General features: G+C 73.6%; 14 protein-coding genes and 3 tRNA genes. 10 read left to right on the top strand and 7 right to left on the bottom strand.

The window, feature by feature from the left end; all coding sequences use genetic code 11:
* Positions 1–12: 12 nt before the first annotated feature.
* From M8316_RS07745 to mobA, 4 genes are all read right to left on the bottom strand, one after another.
* On the bottom strand, positions 13–657 hold the full coding sequence (locus tag M8316_RS07745) for a bacterial proteasome activator family protein (RefSeq protein ID WP_250053478.1): 645 nt from the start codon (positions 655–657) through the stop codon (positions 13–15).
* 86 nt (positions 658–743) lie between these two features.
* The gene (locus M8316_RS07750; RefSeq protein WP_250053479.1) at positions 744–1,721 is read right to left on the bottom strand and encodes an NAD(P)H-quinone oxidoreductase; all 978 of its coding nucleotides are present in this window, start codon (positions 1,719–1,721) and stop codon (positions 744–746) included.
* A 49-nt stretch (positions 1,722–1,770) separates the two neighbouring features.
* Entirely contained in the window at positions 1,771–2,085 is a 315-nt protein-coding gene (locus M8316_RS07755; RefSeq protein WP_250053480.1) for a DUF6457 domain-containing protein, read from the bottom strand.
* A 75-nt stretch (positions 2,086–2,160) separates the two neighbouring features.
* A complete protein-coding gene (mobA, locus tag M8316_RS07760; RefSeq protein WP_250053481.1) occupies positions 2,161–2,775 on the bottom strand; it encodes a molybdenum cofactor guanylyltransferase in 615 nt (204 codons plus the stop codon).
* A 55-nt stretch (positions 2,776–2,830) separates the two neighbouring features.
* On the opposite strand from mobA, the gene M8316_RS07765 reads away from it, so the two are divergent.
* The 3 genes from M8316_RS07765 (at position 2,831) to M8316_RS07775 (ending at position 5,347) form a co-directional block, all read left to right on the top strand.
* Positions 2,831–3,646: a carbon-nitrogen hydrolase family protein gene (locus tag M8316_RS07765; protein ID WP_250053482.1), complete on the top strand. Its 816-nt coding sequence runs from the start codon at positions 2,831–2,833 to the stop codon at positions 3,644–3,646.
* Between the two features lie 134 nt (positions 3,647–3,780).
* Complete coding sequence (locus M8316_RS07770) at positions 3,781–5,067, top strand: hypothetical protein (RefSeq protein WP_250053483.1); 1,287 nt, start codon at positions 3,781–3,783, stop codon at positions 5,065–5,067.
* Positions 5,068–5,119: 52 nt separating this feature from the next.
* Complete coding sequence (locus M8316_RS07775) at positions 5,120–5,347, top strand: biotin/lipoyl-binding carrier protein (RefSeq protein ID WP_250053484.1); 228 nt, start codon at positions 5,120–5,122, stop codon at positions 5,345–5,347.
* Between the two features lie 36 nt (positions 5,348–5,383).
* On the opposite strand, the gene M8316_RS07780 is transcribed toward M8316_RS07775, so the two are convergent.
* A tRNA-Ser gene (locus tag M8316_RS07780) sits at positions 5,384–5,471 on the bottom strand.
* Positions 5,472–5,570: 99 nt separating this feature from the next.
* Here M8316_RS07780 and M8316_RS07785 point away from each other — a divergent pair.
* From M8316_RS07785 to M8316_RS07795, 3 genes are all read left to right on the top strand, one after another.
* Complete coding sequence (locus tag M8316_RS07785; RefSeq protein WP_250053485.1) at positions 5,571–6,032, top strand: hypothetical protein; 462 nt, start codon at positions 5,571–5,573, stop codon at positions 6,030–6,032.
* 108 nt (positions 6,033–6,140) lie between these two features.
* Positions 6,141–6,231, top strand: a tRNA-Ser gene (locus tag M8316_RS07790).
* A gap of 401 nt (positions 6,232–6,632) precedes the next feature.
* Positions 6,633–6,770 (top strand): hypothetical protein, encoded by a 138-nt coding sequence (locus M8316_RS07795; RefSeq protein ID WP_250053487.1) that lies wholly within the window; start codon positions 6,633–6,635, stop codon positions 6,768–6,770.
* A gap of 247 nt (positions 6,771–7,017) precedes the next feature.
* On the opposite strand, the gene M8316_RS07800 is transcribed toward M8316_RS07795, so the two are convergent.
* Both M8316_RS07800 and M8316_RS07805 read right to left on the bottom strand, forming a co-directional pair.
* Positions 7,018–8,040 (bottom strand): phospholipase D-like domain-containing protein, encoded by a 1,023-nt coding sequence (locus M8316_RS07800; protein ID WP_250053489.1) that lies wholly within the window; start codon positions 8,038–8,040, stop codon positions 7,018–7,020.
* A gap of 185 nt (positions 8,041–8,225) precedes the next feature.
* Positions 8,226–10,088 carry a phosphoenolpyruvate carboxykinase (GTP) gene (locus M8316_RS07805; protein WP_250053491.1) on the bottom strand — a complete coding sequence of 621 codons (1,863 nt, stop codon included), beginning with the start codon at positions 10,086–10,088 and terminating at the stop codon, positions 8,226–8,228.
* 454 nt (positions 10,089–10,542) lie between these two features.
* Between M8316_RS07805 and M8316_RS07810 the strand changes: the two genes are divergently transcribed.
* The 4 genes from M8316_RS07810 (at position 10,543) to M8316_RS07825 (ending at position 17,840) form a co-directional block, all read left to right on the top strand.
* A tRNA-Arg gene (locus M8316_RS07810) sits at positions 10,543–10,615 on the top strand.
* 300 nt (positions 10,616–10,915) lie between these two features.
* Positions 10,916–14,164 carry a hypothetical protein gene (locus M8316_RS07815; RefSeq protein WP_250053493.1) on the top strand — a complete coding sequence of 1,083 codons (3,249 nt, stop codon included), beginning with the start codon at positions 10,916–10,918 and terminating at the stop codon, positions 14,162–14,164.
* Between the two features lie 338 nt (positions 14,165–14,502).
* Positions 14,503–16,524 carry a glycoside hydrolase family 36 protein gene (locus M8316_RS07820; RefSeq protein ID WP_250053494.1) on the top strand — a complete coding sequence of 674 codons (2,022 nt, stop codon included), beginning with the start codon at positions 14,503–14,505 and terminating at the stop codon, positions 16,522–16,524.
* Entirely contained in the window at positions 16,521–17,840 is a 1,320-nt protein-coding gene (locus M8316_RS07825; protein ID WP_250053496.1) for an ABC transporter substrate-binding protein, read from the top strand. Before M8316_RS07820 ends, M8316_RS07825 begins: the two co-directional genes overlap by 4 nt.
* Positions 17,841–17,892 lie beyond the last annotated feature (52 nt).

Below are 17,892 nucleotides of genomic sequence, written 5' to 3' on the forward strand. Positions count from 1 at the left end.
GCCCGGGGAGCCTCAGAGGTACATGCCGCCGCTGCGGTGGTGCTCGTCGCCCTGCTCCGGGCCGCCCCCGGTGGCGCCGGTCGGCCCGCCCGGCATCGGGCCCGGCGGCAGCCCGCGACGCATCTGGTCCATCTGGGCGCGGGCGGCCATCTGCTGGGCGTAGATGGCGGTCTGGATGCCGTGGAAGAGGCCCTCGAGCCAGCCCACGAGCTGGGCCTGGGCGATCCGCAGCTCACCCTCGGAGGGGATCGCGTCCTCGGTGAAGGGCAGCGAGAGGCGGCGCAGCTCCTCCACGAGCTCGGGGGCCAGGCCGGCCTCGAGCTCGGTGATGGAGGCCTGGTGGATCTCCTTGAGGCGCTGGCGGCTCGCCTCGTCCAGCGGGGCCGCCTTCACCTCCTCGAGGAGCTGGCGGATCATCGTGCCGATCCGCATCACCTTGGCGGGCTGCTCGACCAGGTCGGCGAGGTTGCGGCCCTCGTCCCCGTCCTCGTCGTCGCTCTCGCCGTCGGCCGGGGCCTGCCCGGCGGCGGTGACGCCGCGCAGCGCGGAGGCCGGGACGGTGGCCATGGGCTGGCCGTCGGGGCCCACGATGACCACGTGCTGCTCGCCGGGCTCCTGGGCCTGCTGGGGCTGCTGGTCGGCGTCGCTCTCGCTCATGGCTCCAGCCTAGGCAGCCCCGCCCTGGCAGCGCTCGCCCGTCCGGGCCGCTCGTGTGGACCCTGGGTGGGCGCTCGGTCGGCCGCTCAGGTGGTGAGCAGGATCTTGCCGGTGTGGCTGCCCTCGGTCATGAGGCGGTGCGCGTCGACGGCCTGCTCGAGGGGGAAGGTCCCCTCCACGATCGGACGCACGGTGCCGGCGGCGACCAGCGGCCACACGTCCTTGACCAGGCCGGCGCAGATCTCGGTCTTCTCGGCCACGGACCGGCCGCGCAGGTTGGTGGCGATCACGCCGGCACGCTTGCGCAGCAGGGCGTTGAGGTCCAGCTCGGCCTTGGTGCCGCCCTGCATGCCGATGACGACGAGCCGTCCGTCCAGCGCCAGGGCCTCGACGTTGCGCATCAGGTACTTCGCGCCCATGTTGTCGAGGACGACGTCCACCCCCGCGCCGTCGGTGCCCTCGCGGACGACCTCGACGAAGTCCTCCTCGTGGTAGTCGACGACCACGTCGGCGCCGAGGTCGCGGCAGAACGCCCGCTTCTCGGCGGTGCCGGCGGTGGTGATCACCCGGACTCCGGAGGCGACGGCCAGCTGGATCGCGAACGAGCCGATGCCGCCGGCCCCGCCGTGCACGAGCAGGGTGTCCCCGTTGCGCATCCCGGCGGTGAGCACGAGGTTGGAGTAGACGGTCGCGGCCACCTCGGGCAGCGCGGCGGCCGTCACCAGGTCCACGCCCGGGGGCACCGGCAGCAGCTGACCGGCCGGCACGGCGACCTTCGTGGCGTAGCCGCCTCCCGCGAGCAGCGCGCACGCCTCGTCCCCGACCTCGATGCCGGAGACCCCCTCGCCGACGGCCGAGACGCGGCCGGAGACCTCCATGCCGATCACCTCGGAGGCGCCCGGCGGCGGCGGGTAGAAGCCCTGCCGCTGGAGCAGGTCGGCGCGGTTCAACCCGGCAGCGACGACGTCGAGGACGACCTCGCCCTCGCCCGGCTCGGGGTCCGGCAGGTCGGTGACGGTGAGGACCTCGGGCCCTCCGGGCTCGGTGGCGACGACGGCACGCATGCCCCCACCGTAGGGGCGGGCCGGCCGCGCCGGTCACCCCTGCGGTGCGTCACTCCTCCTCGTCGACCTCGGACTCCTCGAGCTCCTCCGCCTCGTCCTCGGTGTCCTGCTCCGCGCCGCCGGGGCGGTCCCACCCCTCGGCGAGCGCGACGGTCTTCTCGACCAGCGCCTCGATCTCCTCCGGCTTGGCGAGCAGCCCCTTCGAGCCGGCGGCCAGGCCGAGCAGGTAGGCGCTGATCGGCGCGGCGGGGCGCTCGACGCCGTGCGCGACGACGCGGGTCATGTCCAGCACGAGGCCCTCGTCGATCTCGGCGTCGAGGTCGAGGGCGTCGCAGAGCTCGTCGATCCAGTCGTGGAGGTTCACAGGGACCAATCTGCGCAGGTCACCGCTTGCACCGCAAGCAGGTCGGGCGAACCCACAGCCGGTTCGTGGCCGCCTTTACCCGTCGGCACGCCAGGCGGCCAGGTCGTCGGGGGTGTCGACGTCGTGGTGCTCGGCGCCCGCGGTGGGCACCGCCGTGAGGTCGAGCGGCGCCAGCAGGCGGCGCAGGGGCAGCCCGTCGGACGCCCGCGGGTCGCCCGCGTCGGGTCGGACGGCGGCCAGCCGGCGTCCGTCCACGACCAGCGCGAGCGGGTGGCGGCCGTCGGGGTCGAGCAGGCGCGCGCCGTCGGTGCCGGAGGTCGCAGCGGCCTCGAGCAGCCGGGCCACCGTGCCGGCGCCCACGTGCGGCATGTCCACGGCCAGCACCAGGACCCAGCCGGCGGCGTCGGGCGCCTCGAGCCGGTCGAGCCCCGCCAGGGTGGCGGCCGCCGGGCCGCCCAGCGGCGGGTCCTCGCGGGCGACCAGCGTCCCCGGGGGCAGGGCGGCCGGGTCGGGCTCGCCGACCACCACCACGCTGTGCGCCCCGGCCACCGCGGCCAGGGCCCGCTGGAGCAGCGTGCGACCGTCCTCGCCGGCCAGCGCTCCCTTGTCCCGGCCGCCCAGCCGGCTGCCGCGGCCGCCTGCGAGCACGAGCGCGGAGAAGGGGGCGGAGACGGGCGGCGAGGAGTCCACGGGGTCAGCCTGGCACGACCGTGAACGCGACCCGCCCGCCTGGCACAGTGGGACCATGAGCGCAGCAGCGACCGCAGGCACCGTCGACGGCACCGGTGCGCCCGCCCCCGTGCTGCGGGTGGCGCTGGTGCAGGAGGCCGCCGGGCTGGAGCCCGCCGAGAACCGAGGACGGCTGGCGGGCCTCGTCCCCGACGACGCCGACCTGGTCGTGCTCCCCGAGGTCTTCGCCCGCGACTTCGGCGCGGCGGGCTCCGACGTCGCTCCCTTCGCCGAGGCCGTCGACGGGCCCTTCGGCACCGAGCTGGCGCGGGTGGCGGCGGCGCGCGGCACCACGGTGGTCGCGGGGATGATCGAGACCTCGCCCGACCCGGCGCGCCCGTACAACACGCTGCTGGTCCGCGGCGGCGCCACGGCCGAGTACCGCAAGATCCACCTCTACGACTCCTTCGGCTACCGCGAGTCCGACCGGCTCACCGCCGGGCCGCTCGACGAGCCCGCCGTCGTCGAGGTCGGCGGCGTCCGCGTGGGCCTCATGACCTGCTACGACCTCCGCTTCCCCGAGCTCGCGCGGAGACTGGTCGACGCCGGCGCCGAGGTGCTCGTCGTGCCCGCCGCCTGGGTGGCCGGTGACCGCAAGGTCGACCACTGGCGCACCCTCGTGCGGGCCCGGGCCATCGAGAACACGGTGCACGTGCTCGCCTGCGGCCAGCCCGGGCCCCGCTACAGCGGTCACTCCCTGGTTGTGGACCCGCTCGGCGACGTGCTCGCCGAGGCCGGGGAGGGGCCCACGGTGCTGCGGGCCGAGGTGGACGCCGTCAGGCTCGCCGAGGCACGTCGCACCAACCCGTCGTTGAGCAACCGTCGCCTGTAACCTGGCTGGTCGTGTCCCGTCGAGCCGCACCCCGTCGGCGCGCCGAGAAGCCACGTCGCTTCGGCCGCGCGCGAGTCGAGCGACCCCTCGGTGGCAGCCGTGCTGCCAGGCGGTCCCTGCCGGAGGTCTCCGGCGTGACCGGCGGCGCCCCGGCCGCCACGGGCACGGGCGTCGTGCCCGGCGCCGTCGGCCTCGGGCCCGGTGCCGCCGACACCGCCGCTGCCTCCGTCGGCGTGGCCGCCCAGCCGGAGCCGATCGCTCCCGCGCCGCTCCCGCCGCGCGTCGAGGAGCCGGGCCCCACGCGCTCCCTCCCGGACGCGGCGCCGCGCCCGGCCCCGGAAGACTCCGCGAGCAGCTCCGACCCCGCGTCCGACCCCGCGTCCGGTGCCGGCCCGGCGGCCGAGGAGGACGAGGACGCGCCCCGCCGTCCGTCGTGGTACCGCCGCCTGGCCGCCTCCCGCGTGCCGGTCACCGGCTGGTGGGTGCTCGTGCTGGGTGCGCTGGGCTGCCTCGTCGCCACGGTCGTGCCCGTGGGCCCGGCGTGGTTGGGGACCCTCGGCTCGCTCGTGATGACCTCCGCCTACTCGTGGGCGCTCGCGGCCCGCACCGGCGGTCGCCCCCTCGTCTTCGGCACGCTGGCCGCCCTGATCGGTGGCGCCACGTGGTGGCTGGACGAACCCGTCCTGCGCAACGGGGCCGCCGTGATGACGGCGGTCGTGGCCGCCCTGCTCGGCGTGCTCGTGACCGTGCCGGCCAAGAGCGTGCTGGACGCGGCCCGCGAGGCCGCGATCGCGCTGCTGGTCGCGACCGTCGGCTCGTTCGCCGTGGTCGGCTGGGGACCCGGTCTCTCGGTGCCGCGGTTCGACTACCTCGTGCTGGGCCTGTCGCTGGTCGGCGCCCTGGTGCTGGTGCGCGGCCTGGCCGCCGGCCTGCACGGCCTCGGCCGCCGCGGCCTCGTGGCCGTCGTCTCCGGCTCGGTGGTGCTGGTCGTGGGCGTGGCCTACGCCGAGGCGCTGCGCCGTTACGGGCCGGGTGCGATGGTCTCCGACCTGCTGGACGCGGTCCGCTGGACCCGGGTGCACCTCGGGGCCTTCCCGCGGCCCCTGGAGACGATCCTCGGGGTCCCGGCGCTCGCCTGGGGCTGCCACATGCGGGCCCGCCGCCGGCAGGGCTGGTGGATGTGCGCGTTCGGCGTGGCCGCCACCGCGCCCGTCGCCGGGGCGCTGGCGCACGCACGGGTCTCGCTCTCCGAGGCCGGGCTCTCCACCCTCTACGGGCTCGTCGTCGGGCTCGTCATCGGCTTCCTGGTGATCCGGCTCGACCTGGCCCTCACCGGCCCCAAGGGCGGCCGCGGCTCGCGCCGGGCCGAGGAGGCCGCCGCCGTCCGCCCCGAGCCGCCGCGCACCCGCCCGCTGCGCTGAGGGCCGCGCCCCGGGGCCGGGGTACGCGCCGGTAACGGCTACGGTGAGCGACGTGCCGCGTGAACACGTCAACGAGATCCTCGCCGAGATGGTGGCCAACGTGCTGTCCGTGCCCGTCGAGGTCGGTCAGAAGGTCGCCGCGGGCGACACCGTGGTGCTGCTGGAGTCGATGAAGATGGAGATCCCCGTCCTCACCGAGACCGCCGGCACGGTGACGGCCATCAAGGTCTCCCCGGGCGACGTCGTCCAGGAGGGCGACCCGCTGGTCACGCTCTCCTGAGCGCTGCCGGGTCCTCGTCCCGGTCCCGGGCCCGCGTGGCAGAGGGGGCGGGATTCGAACCCGCGGTGGGTCTCCCCACGACCGCTTTCAAGGCGGTTCCGATCGGCCACTCCGGCACCCCTCCGTGCCGCCGGCGTGCCAGGCGCGCCCGCGGACCCGCGCATCCTACGGGGCGGCTCGACCCGCGTCGCGGCCGCCCGCCGGCGTCCGGGAGGATGAGCGCGTGAGCGAGCAGCAGACGCCCCCGGCACCGACGCCCCACACGTACCGGCTGGCGCCGGCGATCGCGCTGCGGCTCACCGGTGTGGCGCTCGTGCTCACCGCGCTGCTGACGCTCGCCACGCTCCTGGTCGTCGCCCTCACCCCCGTGCCGGGGTGGGTCGTCGGCGTGGTGGCGGCCGTCGGCGTGGTCGCCTCGGCCGCGCTGGCGTGGTGGCTGTTCGCGCGCGCCTGGGTCGTGCGCGTGGACGAGGCGGGGTACCGCGTCGGCGTCGTCCGTGGCGTCGGGGAGCGGGCCGCCACCTGGCAGGAGGTCGAGCGGGTCTCCACGTCCACCCCGCAGGGCGTCGCGGTGCTCGGCCTGCACCTCCAGGACGGGCGGACCACCCGCATCCCGGTCGCTGCGCTGGCCTACGACCGCGAGCTGTTCGTGACCGAGATGATCACCCGCCTCGGGCGGCGCTGACCCGCCCGCTGACCCGCCCGCCGACCCGCCGGATGACGGCCGGCAGGCCGCCCGGGGGGACCTGATTCGGCACCTTCCGTGTCGGGACGGTAACCTCGTCGTGCGCGAGGAGGCGTCGCCTAGTCAGGTCTATGGCGCCCGCCTGCTAAGCGGGTTTGGGGCTACAACCCCATCGAGGGTTCAAATCCCTCCGCCTCCGCAGTGGGGCCCACCACGGGCCCGAGCGACGACGTCGCAGCAGGACCGGCCCGGGCCCCGAGAGATCGGGGGCCGGGCCGGTCTCGTTCCGGAGGCCCGCCGGCCTGTCGTAGCGTGCCGCGTCGGTCGGCCGGCGCCGGACGTGTGGAACGGACGTGCACCAACCCGTGCCCAGGAACAGGACGCGCCCGGGCAAGGACTGGAAGGGTGAGCGCGGTCTCGCTACGGTGCAGGGACGCCCTGCATCGATCCCCTCCCTGGGACGTTTCCGCAGGTCCCACCGCATGTTGCAAGTTTCTGCACTGCACAGACATGAGGCACCAGAAACATCGCCAAGCCGACACCTGCGGCCGCACTCTTGTCGTGATTCCCCCCATTGAGGACACGAGAGGACCACGCATCATGAAGATCGTTCGCAAGGCCGGCATCGTCGTTGCTACCGCCGCCCTCGGTCTCGGCCTGGCCGCCGTGACCGCTGCTCCCGCTCAGGCCGTCGACACCAGCTGGGGCTGCGGCGGGTACTGCAAGATCGTCAAGTGACTTCCGGGGTCGTCGGTCCGCCTCTCGGGCGTGGACCGAGACCCAGGATCTCGGAGCACCAGGCGTCGGGTTGATTCCGGCGCCTGTGCGCTTTCAGGTGAGTACGCCCCGGTCCCCCCGCTCTCCCTCGCAGAGCAGGTGTGCCGGGGTGTCCTCTTTCCGGAGGATGCCCACCCCTCGGCGGGGCCTCCTCCGGACGGGCTGAGCCGCACCCTCCCTCGGCGGGTGCGGCTCAGTCGCGTCCGGCTCAGTCGCGTACGGCGGTGCCCGGCTCGGGGTCGTCGTCCTCGCCGGTGAGGCCCAGCCGGCCCATCTTCCAGCCGAGCTGGAAGCGGGTCTCGGCGTCGAACTCGGTCTTGAGGTCGGCCACGTAGCCCGCGTACGTGCGCGGGGAGACACCCAGCCGCTTGGCGGCCGCCGGGTCGGCGTGGCCCTCGATCAGCATCCGGATCGTCATCGCGCGCTGCTCGCCCGCGATCGTCCGCATCGTGCCGGTCTCCTTGTTGGTGAAGGGCCGGCCGCGCTCCCAGGAGCGCTCGAAGACGTCGACGAGGTAGGCGACGACGGACGGCTCCCGCACCGCGACGGCGACGCGCAGGTCCTCCCCGTTCGGGATCACGGCGACGCGACGGTCGGCCACGATCATCCGGTTGAAGAACTCGTCCAACGTCCGCACCTCGGCGCCGCGCTCTGTCACCTCCTGCACGTACTGGGAGGTGACGGTCGAGCGGCGGGCGGAGTGCTGGTAGAGCGTGCGCAGCGAGACGCCGCGCTCGAGAGCCGCCGTGTCGCGCAGCACCGCGGCGGCCAGGGTCTGGGCGTCGCGTCCCGCCTGGGGCTGCGCGGTGAGGATCTCGCTCTCCGCGTCGGCCACCATGGCGGTGAGGAACCGCCCGATCGCGCCGTCGCGCAGGTAGGTGACCGGGCCCGGCCCGTCGGCGTGCGGGGTGCGGCGCCACGCCTGGCCGATGCCGGTGAAGGCGCGGGCCCACTCGGTCGACTCCGTCAGCAGGCGGGTCGACTCCACGTTCATGGGTGCCACGACGCGGGACTGCACCGTGGCGGGGTCGTCGGCGTGCCAGCGCTGGTTGTCGGCATCCAGGCGCAGCAGCCCGAGCTCGACGAGGAGCTCGAAGGCGCGCTGCTCGGAGGAACCCTCGCCGAGGCGGACGTCGTCCACGGCCATGCCGCCGGCGGCCAGCACGTCCTCGTAGAGCGGGACGCCGGCCGACTCGAACAGCGCGCGCTCCTCCGGGCCGAGGGTCGTCACTTCGCGCTCCTGGTGGGTCGGGGACGTGGGACGGCAGGCAGCGACGCCCCACGCGTCGCATGTTCCCACAGAGGACTCCTACCCACGGTGGAACGACTCGACGCATGGACGTGCCGCGACCCCGGACGGCGCCGTTGCCGTCCGGGGTCGAGGTGGGGATGGTGCGTGAAGGGCCGGGGGAAGCCTCACGCACCCAGGCGGGCCCGCAGGCCCTCCAGCTCGTCGCGCAGCACGCTGGGCAGGTCGTCGCCGAACCTCGCGAACCACTCCTCGATCTGCGGCAGCTCGGCACGCCACTCGTCGGCGTCCACGGCCAGGGCGGCCTCGAGCTCGGCGGCGGTCATCTCGAGACCGTCGGTGTCGAGGGACTCCGGCGTCGGCACGTGCCCGATGGGCGTCTCCACCGCAGCGGCCTGGCCCTCGATCCGCTCGACCACCCACTTGAGCACGCGGCTGTTCTCGCCGAACCCGGGCCACAGGAAGCCGCCGTCGCTGCCGTCCTCGAGGCGGGCACGGCGGAACCAGTTCACGTAGAAGATGCGCGGCATCTTGGCCGCGTCCGCGTGCTTGCCCATCGCGACCCAGTGGCCGAAGTAGTCGCCGGCGTTGTAGCCGATGAACGGCAGCATCGCCATGGGGTCGCGCCGCACGACGCCGACCGCGCCGGTGGCGGCGGCCGTGGTCTCGGAGGAGAGGGTGGCGCCGAGGAACGTGCCGTGGTTCCAGTCGCGCGACTCGAAGACCAGCGGGACGGTGGTGCGCCGGCGTCCGCCGAAGAGGATGGCGTCGATCGGCACCCCCCGCGGGTCGTCGAACTCGGGCGCGAGGATGTCGCACTGGCGGATCGGGGTGCAGTAGCGGCTGTTGGCGTGGGACGACAGCTCCTCGCTGTCGGGGGACCAGTCCTCGCCCTTCCACGACGTGGCGTGGGCCGGCGGGTTCTCCAGCCCCTCCCACCAGACGTCGCCGTCGTCGGTGAGCGCGACGTTGGTGAAGACCGAGGAGCCCTTGGCGATGGTGCGCATGGCGTTCGGGTTGGTGTGCCAGTTGGTGCCCGGTGCCACGCCGAAGAAGCCGTTCTCGGGGTTCACCGCCCACAGGCGTCCGTCCTCGCCGCGGCGCATCCACGCGATGTCGTCGCCGAGCGTCTCGACCTTCCACCCGGGGATGGTCGGCTCGAGCATGGCGAGGTTTGTCTTGCCGCACGCGCTGGGGAAGGCCGCGGCCACGTACTTGACCGAGCCGGCGGGGCTGGTGAGCTTGAGGATGAGCATGTGCTCGGCCAGCCAGCCCTCGTCGCGCGCCATGGCGGAGGCGATGCGCAGGGCGTAGCACTTCTTGCCCAGCAGGGCGTTGCCGCCGTAGCCCGAGCCGAAGGACCAGATCGCGCGCTCCTCGGGGAACTGCGAGATGTACTTGACCTCGTTGCACGGCCACGCCACGTCGGCCTCGCCGGGCTCGAGCGGGTGCCCCACGGAGTGGACCGCCTGGACGAAGTCGGCCTCGAGCTCCTCCATCCGGCGCAGCACGTCGGTGCCCATCCGGGACATGACCCGCATGGAGGCGGTGACGTAGGCCGAGTCGGTGACCTCGATGCCGAACATCGGGCGCTCGGCGTCGAGGTGGCCCATGACGAACGGGATGACGTACATGGTGCGCCCGCGCATGCAGCCGTCGTAGAGGCCGCGCATGCGCGCCTTCATCTCGGCGGGCGCCATCCAGTTGTTGGTGGGGCCGGCGTCGCGCTCGGCCACGGAGCAGATGTAGGTGCGGTCCTCGACGCGGGCGACGTCGATCGGGTCGGACGCGGCGTGGAAGCTGTTCGGCATCCGCTCCGGGTTCAGGCGGGTGAACGTGCCGACCGAGACGAGGAAGTCGGTGAGCTCGGTCCACTCCTGGTCCGAGCCGGTGCACCAGTGGATCTCGTCGGGCTGGGTCAGCGCGGCCACCTCGGCCACGAAGTCCAGGATGCCGCGGTGGCTGGTCGGCGCGGCCTGCTCCAGCGGCGTGGCGCCGGTGGTGTCTTCGGTCTCGAGGATCGCGGTCATCTGGTGCTCTCGCCTTCTCACGCCGGAGCGTGGGCCCTGCCCGGTCCGTGCCCGGGTCCGGACTCGTCGTGGTGCGAGCCCGGGGGCCCGCGGGACGTCTTCCGCGCGGCTTCGTCGACGCGGGGTCGGTGCGTTCCCCGCACGGATGTCTCACCGCCGTCCGGGGTGCCGGTGACCATACAGCGGACGTTAGCGTCCGACTATTAGAACGAGCCAAGACTGGAGACGTGGATCACAATGGCTCGTGCCACTGTTGCGGGACAGGTGTCATGCCCGTTTCCGGCCCGTTCTGGGTGGCATCCCGGGCGGCGCTGCCGGGTGCTGGAGGAGTGAGGGGCGGAAGGCTGCGCGAGCCGTGGCCGGCGGGCGGCGGGCGCCGTGGCCGGGCGCGATTGGGACCTGGATGGGACCTGCGCTAATCTCTTCTGGTCGCACCGCGCAAGCGATGAGACGGGCGCCTGTAGCTCAACGGATAGAGCATCTGACTACGGATCAGAAGGTTTGGGGTTCGAATCCCTACAGGCGCGCAGCACCTGAAGGCCCGCTGGACACCAGTCCAGCGGGCCTTCGGCATTTTCTCCTCCGGGGCCGCCCCTCCCGGTGTCGCGGCGACGCGCGCCCGCCCTCGGTGGTCGGCGCCACGAGCGAGCTCTGCAGCCGACGGCGGCGCTCCGGTCCCAGGTCTTGCTCCTTGCCATTTGATAGCGCTTTCTGATAGCGCTATCTTCATGTGACCGACGCCACAACGGCGGCGGCGCAGGAGCCGGGTCCGGCGCAGGTCGGCCATCGGGGGCGACCCGGGCGCGGCGGAGGATCAGGGAGCACGGATGAGACAGCAGCAACGCAGGGTCGGCAGCCGCCGGGCGCTGGTCGCGTCAGCAGTGGCCGGGTCGCTGGCCGCGAGCGCGCTCGGCGTCGTCGGCGTGGTCGGCACCGCCGGACCCGCCGCGGCCGCGGGGGGCGAGACCATCGAGGTCGACCTCGGGCAGGCGACGGGCGCGTTCCGCGGCGGGGCCAGCGGTGGCCTCTACGCCCTCAGCGACGAGGGGGTGCCCTCGCAATCCGTGGTCAACGGCGCGCGCATCACCAACGTCTCGCAGAAGTCCCCGGACGGGGAGCAGCACCCCAACGGCGACGCCCTCGAGGTCGAGCGGAGCTTCTTCGCCGGCGCGGGGGAGGACATGTACGTCTACCTCCAGGACGACTACCCGGACTGGCCGTACCACGGGGGCGTGCGCCCGGGTGACGAGGACGGCGACGGGCAGTGGGACTACCTCGACGTGGTCCGCACGGCCGTGGAGAAGGTCGCCACGACCTCGGCGCACCCGGAGGCGTACGTCTTCATCCCGTTCAACGAGCCGGACGGGCAGTGGTACCAGGACTGGGGCGCGATGCGCGACCAGTTCCTCGCCGACTGGACCGCCACCTACGACGTCATCCAGGACGTCTACGCCGCGCACGGCCTGGGTCACGCCCGGGTCGGCGGGCCCGGCGACGCCGTCTGGCACGAGGACCGCACACGCGACCTCCTCACCTACGCCTCCGCCCAGGACGAGATGCCCGACGTCTTCGTCTTCCACGTGCTCCAGGACTGGTCGCTGGACCAGTTCCGCTCGAACATGGCGACCTACCGGGGCATCCTCGACGGCCTCGGCGAGCCCGAGGTCCCCGTCAACGTCACCGAGTACGGCCTGAGCAACGACATGGGCACCCCGGCCTACCTGCTGCAGTGGATGTCGGTGCTCGAGGACGAGAAGGTCGACGCGCAGACCGCCTACTGGAACTACGCCGGCAACCTCGACGACAACTCCTCGCGCACCAACGGCGCGAACCCGGGCTGGTGGCTGCTGAAGTGGTACGGCGACCTGGCCGGCAGCGACACCGTCGAGGTGACTCCTCCGGTGCTGAACCGGCTGCGCAGCCTCCAGGCGATCGCCACCGTCGACCGTGACGACCGCGAGGCCACGGTGCTGGTCGGCGGCTCCACCCAGGACATCACCGTCGACGTGACCGGTGTCGACGCGGCGACGTTCGGCGGACGGGTGCACGTGCAGGTACGGGCCGCTCGTCTCAACGGCAAGGAGGGCGACACCCTGGAGCCGCCCGTGGTGCTGGCCCAGGACGTCGACGTGGTGGACGGGGCGGTCTCGGTGACCATCCCGAACTCGCTCGACACCACCGCCTACCAGGTGCGGGTCACGCCGGTGGCCGCCACGTCGCTGCCGGTCTCCACGTCGCTCGTCGACTCCACGGAGGCCGAGGACGCCACGGTGGCCGGCGCCTCGGTCTACTCCCACGACAACCACTTCGCCTGGGAGCTGCCCGCCTCGTCCGGTCGTGACGTGGGCGGGTTCAACAACGCCGCCTCGTCCGTGACCTGGGACGTCACTGCGCCGAGCACCGGCGACTACCGGCTGAGCGTGCTCAGCGGGGCCAACCAGGCGCCGGGCGTGCACGCCCTCTTCGTGGACGGCGAGCTCGCGACCCTCGTCCACTACGGCGCGAACCTCGGCTGGAGCTACCGCGGCACGGCCCTGGTGGACCTCCCGCTGACCGCCGGGCAGCACAGGCTCTCCCTGCGGGCCAGCCGCAACGGCACCGACGTCCTCCCCGGGGCCGACATCACGCTGGACCGGATGGACCTCTACGACGTGACCGCCGGCGAGCGGGCCACCTACCCCGCGACGGACGCACGGCTCTCGGGCGGCGCGAACCTCGACTGGGCCGACCCGGCCACCGCCGGCGCGGCCCGGCTGGCCGACGGCGGCACCGCCACCTTCTACACGGCCAACGCGGGCGCCGGGTACCAGGACCTGGCGCTGCGCTACGCCACGACGGGCGGCTCGGACGTGACGGTCACCCTCGACGGGCGGGTCGTCCACCGCGCGAGCCCCGGGCGGGCCGGCACGTGGACGACCACGGTGCGGGCGTGGCTCTCCGAGGGCGTCCACGAGGTGCAGGTCTCCTCCGACGCCGGCGTGCTGCTCGACGACCTGACCACCCTGCGCGGCCCCGACCAGGTGGCCGCGGACGCCGACACCGCCGACGTCCTGGCCCTCGAGGCCGAGGACCTGCAGGCCGCCGGCAACGCCCACGCGAGCACGATCCCCGCGAACGTCGGGTCCAACGGCTCCGCGGACGCCTCGGGCGCGGTGACCAAGGTCGTGGACGTCGGCAACGGGCCGGGCAACACGCTCACCCTGACCCGGCCGACGGCGCTGGGTGCCGACGACTACGTGCTGACGTTCGGCTACGCCAACGCCGAGCGGGTCAGCGGGATCAACTACAACCCCCAGGTCGTCTCGCGGTTCCTCGACGTCGACGAGGCCGGAGGCTCGAGCACGCGGGTGCCGTTCCGGCACAACTACTCGTGGTCGAGCTTCTGGGACACCTCCGTGCCCGTGACCCTCACGACCGTCGGCGGCGACCTCGTGCTGGGCAACGACGAGGCCTACGGCCCGGACCTCGACACCGTCACCCTCGCCCGGGCGGTGGTCGCCACCAGCACGGTGCGGGAGCCGACGCCGTTGGGCGTGCGGCTCGAGGCCGGCCGGGTCACCGGCGAGCGGGTCACCTACCGGGTCGCCCTGACCGGCGACGGGGCCGAGGACGCGACGGTGACGGTCGCCTCCGCCGGCGACCCGGTGCTCCAGCAGCAGCCGCTGCAGCCGCGAGGCGAGGGGCGCAGCCGGACCCTCGCCCTGGTGCCGCGCGGTGAGGACGCGGGCACGGCCGCCCTCAGGGTGACCGCCGTCCTCGATGACCAGACGGTGCGCGAGGTCGTGCAGGTGCACGTGGGCGGGTCTGGCGCGGACGTCCTGACCGGCACCGAGGGCCCCGACGTCCTGCTCGGACGTGCGGGTGCGGACGTGCTGCGCGGCGGGGGAGGCGACGACGTGCTCGTCGGCGGTGACGGCTCGGACGACCTGGCTGCCGGCCGCGGGGACGACCTCCTCGCCGGCGGTGGCGAGGTGGACGACCTCGCCGGTGGCCCCGGCGCCGACCGCTTCGTCGGCCCCCGCGCCCAGGACGTCTGGGCGGACCTGGAGACGGCTGAGGGCGACCGCGTCGTCTGAGCCTCTCCAGCCCCCCGCCCGACGGGCGGACCCACGGCCCCGGCCTGACATCTGTCGGGTCGGGGCCGTGCTGCGGAGGTCTCTGAAATTGATTTCTGATAGCGCTTGCAGATTCGCTTGAAAGCGCTATCTTGGTGTGACCGCCACCACAGAGTGGGCTGCACGAGCAGCCGGCCCGACCGAGGAGAACCGTCATCGACACCGTCCAGTGGGGCACCGACAGCCTCCGGCTCGAGATCGAGCTGGGGCAGGACGCCCCGGCCGCCGTCTCCGCCGTCGTCCTGCACGGACGCCGCGTCGCGGTGGCCCACCCCGTGCCCCTGGCGGAGGTGTTGACGGTGGCGCACGGCCACGTGCCCGCCTCGAGCCGCCTGGCGGGCACCGCCCTCGGCTCCCGGCTCCGCGCCGTGCGCTGCGAGCGTGGCGAGGCCGACCGTGCCGCCCGTGGCGAGACCTGCGCCGTCGTCCAGGCCTCCGCCGCCGACGGCCTCGAGGTCACCACCACCTTCCGCGTCGTCGGCGAGGCCGCGGCCCTGCGGGTCGAGACCACCGTGACGAACACCGGCACCGCCCCCCACGTGCTGCGCTCGGTCACCTCCCTGGCCCTCGGGCTGGGTGGCGACCCGGCTCCGGTCGTCGGCGACTGGCGGGTGCTGGTGGGCCGCAACGACTGGCTCGGCGAGGGCCGCTGGGCCACCACCGCGCTGGCCGACCTCCTGCCGGCCATCGAGGAGGGCCTCACCGGCCACGACCCCCGCGGCTCGTTCGTGCAGCGCTCGCACGGCACCTGGTCCACCGGGGCGGACCTGCCCTACGGCGCGCTGGTCTCCGCCGAGCTGGACCTGACCTGGGCCTGGCAGGTCGAGCACAACGGCGCGTGGCGCTGGGAGGTGGGCCAGGACACCGACGGCTGCTGGCTCGCGCTGGCCGGCCCCACCGACGTGGACAGCGGCTGGACCCGCGTCCTGGCGCCGGGCGAGTCCTTCACCACCGTCCCGGTCTCGGTCGCGCTGGGCGCCGACCTGGAGGCCGCGCTGGGGGAGATGACCGAGCACCGCCGCGCGTCCCGCCGGGCGCACCCCGACAACCAGGGCCTCGCGCTGGTCTTCAACGACTACATGAACACCATCGACGGCGACCCCACCACCGAGCGGCTGCTGCCGCTGGTCACGGCCGCGGCCGAGGCCGGCGCGGAGATCTTCTGCATCGACGCCGGCTGGTACGACGAGACCGGCGACTGGTGGGACAGCGTGGGCGAGTGGCTGCCGTCCACGACCCGGTTCCCCGGCGGGCTCGCGGAGGTCACCGACGCGATCCGCGCGCACGGCATGGTGCCCGGCCTGTGGCTCGAGCCCGAGGTGGTCGGCGTGCGCAGCCCGGTGGCCGACCGCCTGCCGGAGGAGGCCTTCTTCAGCCGACACGGGGTGCGCGTCGTGGAGCACGACCGCTACCACCTCGACCTGCGGCACCCCGCCGCGGTCGCGCACCTGGACGCGGTGGTCGACCGCCTGGTCGCCGACTTCGGCGTCGGCTACTTCAAGCTCGACTACAACATCGACCCGGCCACCGGCCCGGACCGCGACGCCGACTCCACCGGCGACGCGCTGCTCGCGCACAACCGCGCGCACCTGGCCTGGCTCGACGGCGTCCTCGACCGCCACCCCGACCTGGTGCTGGAGAACTGCGGGTCCGGCGCGATGCGGATGGACCCCGCGATGCTCTCCCGCCTGGCCCTCCAGTCGACCTCGGACCAGCAGGAGCCGTGGCGCTACCCGCCGATCGCGGCCGCCGCGCCCCTGGCGCTGCTCCCCGAGCAGGCCGCGAGCTGGGCCTACCCCCAGCCGGGCATGAGCCCCGAGGAGAGCGCCTTCTGCCTGGTCACGGGTCTCGCCGGCCGCTTCTACCTCTCCGGCTTCCTCAACCGCATGACCTCGGCCGAGCAGGCGCTCGTGGTCGAGGCGGTCGAGGCGGCCAAGCGGCTGCGCAAGGACCTGCCCAGCACGCGCCCCCGCTGGCCCGGCGGCCTGCCGGGCTGGGACGACCCCTGGGTCAGCCTCGCCCTCGAGGACGGGGCGGGCACCACCCTGCACGTGTGGCACCGCGCCGGCGAGCGCACCCACACCCTCTCTCTCCCGCACCTGCGAGGTCAGGACCTCGAGGTGCAGACGCTGTTCCCGACCGGGCTCCCGGCCTGGGGCAGCACCTGGGACGCGGAGACCGGCGAGCTCGCGCTCGTCGCCACCGACGTCCCGGTCTCGGCGCGGACCTTCCGCATCCAGCCCCGGGCCGAAGGCCGCGGGAACCCATCGCCATCAGGCCACGACGTCGTGTCTGATGAGAACCCTGGAGGAACAGAGTGAAGACGAACCTCAAGCGCCGGGTCGCCGGCGTCGCAGCCGTGGCGGTCGTGCTGCTCAGTGCCGCATGCTCCGACCCCGGCTCCGGCAGCGCGGCCTCGTCCTCAGGCGAGTGGCCCGCGCAGGACGCCGACCTGTCCGGCACCACGCTCACGATCTGGGCCGCCCAGAACTCCAACAAGCTGCCCGACTCCGTCATCAGCGGCTTCGAGGACCTCACCGGGGCCGACGTCGAGGTGGTCACCATCCCCGACCCCTACGAGCAGGGCGTCCAGACCAAGGTCGCCACCGGTGACATGCCCGACCTCGCCTTCTGGCAGCCCACCGCCTCGCAGCTGACCGCGCTGAACGCGCGGACCAACCTGCTGCCGCTGGACGACGCGCCGTTCCTCGACGACTACGACCCGGCGCTGCGCGACATCACCGGCATCCTCGACGACACCCGCTACGCCGCCCTCATCAGCACCCCGGCCGTCGAGGGCGTCTACTACAACAAGGAGGTCTTCGAGAAGGCCGGCATCACCGACCTGCCGACCGACTGGGACTCCTTCGTCGAGCTCGGCCGCGAGCTGAAGAAGCAGGGCGAAACCCCGTTCTTCGAGATGGGCGCGGACCGCTGGGCCACCCAGTGGTGGGTCCAGGTGCAGCTCGCCGAGGCCGCCAACGACGGCCTGTGGGACCGCGTGAACGCCGGTGAGGAGTCCTTCACCGACCCCACCATCCAGGGCGCCATCGACACCTACTCCGACCTCATCGACGAGGGCCTGTTCAACAGCGACATCAAGACCGCCACCTTCGAGGACCAGGGCAAGGCGCTGCTGGACGGCGACGCCGCGATGGTCGTCCAGGTGAACTCCTTCTTCAGCCAGCTCCAGCAGCTGGCCGACACCGACGAGCTGGACCAGAAGATCGGCTTCTTCCCCATCTCCGCGGAGGGCAACGTCGGCACCTTCATCCCCGACCAGACCAACGCGCTGGTGGCCTTCGCCACGGGGGACGAGGCGCAGGAGTCGGCCGCCAAGCAGCTGCTCTCCTACTGGCTGGGCGACGGCTACGGCGACTTCGTCGAGGCCAACTCCACCGTCTCGCTGGAGCCCGGCGTGCCCACGCCCGACGGCGTCCCGCAGGCCCTGCTCGACGTGAGCGCCTCCCTGGGTGACTCCGCCGGCTCGATGCAGGCACTGGCCATCGCGAACCCGGACCTGTACATCAACCTGGCGGACATGATCCAGGGCACCAAGACGCCCGTGCAGGTCGCCGAGGCGACCCAGGAGCAGTTCGCCCAGCTGGCCAAGGCGCAGGGCGCCGAGGGCTTCTGACCCACCGAGCACGACACCGGTGCCGCCCGCCCCCCACCGGGCGGGCGGCACC

The organism is Nocardioides bruguierae (assembly GCF_023554635.1).
Classification (GTDB): domain Bacteria; phylum Actinomycetota; class Actinomycetes; order Propionibacteriales; family Nocardioidaceae; genus Nocardioides; species Nocardioides bruguierae.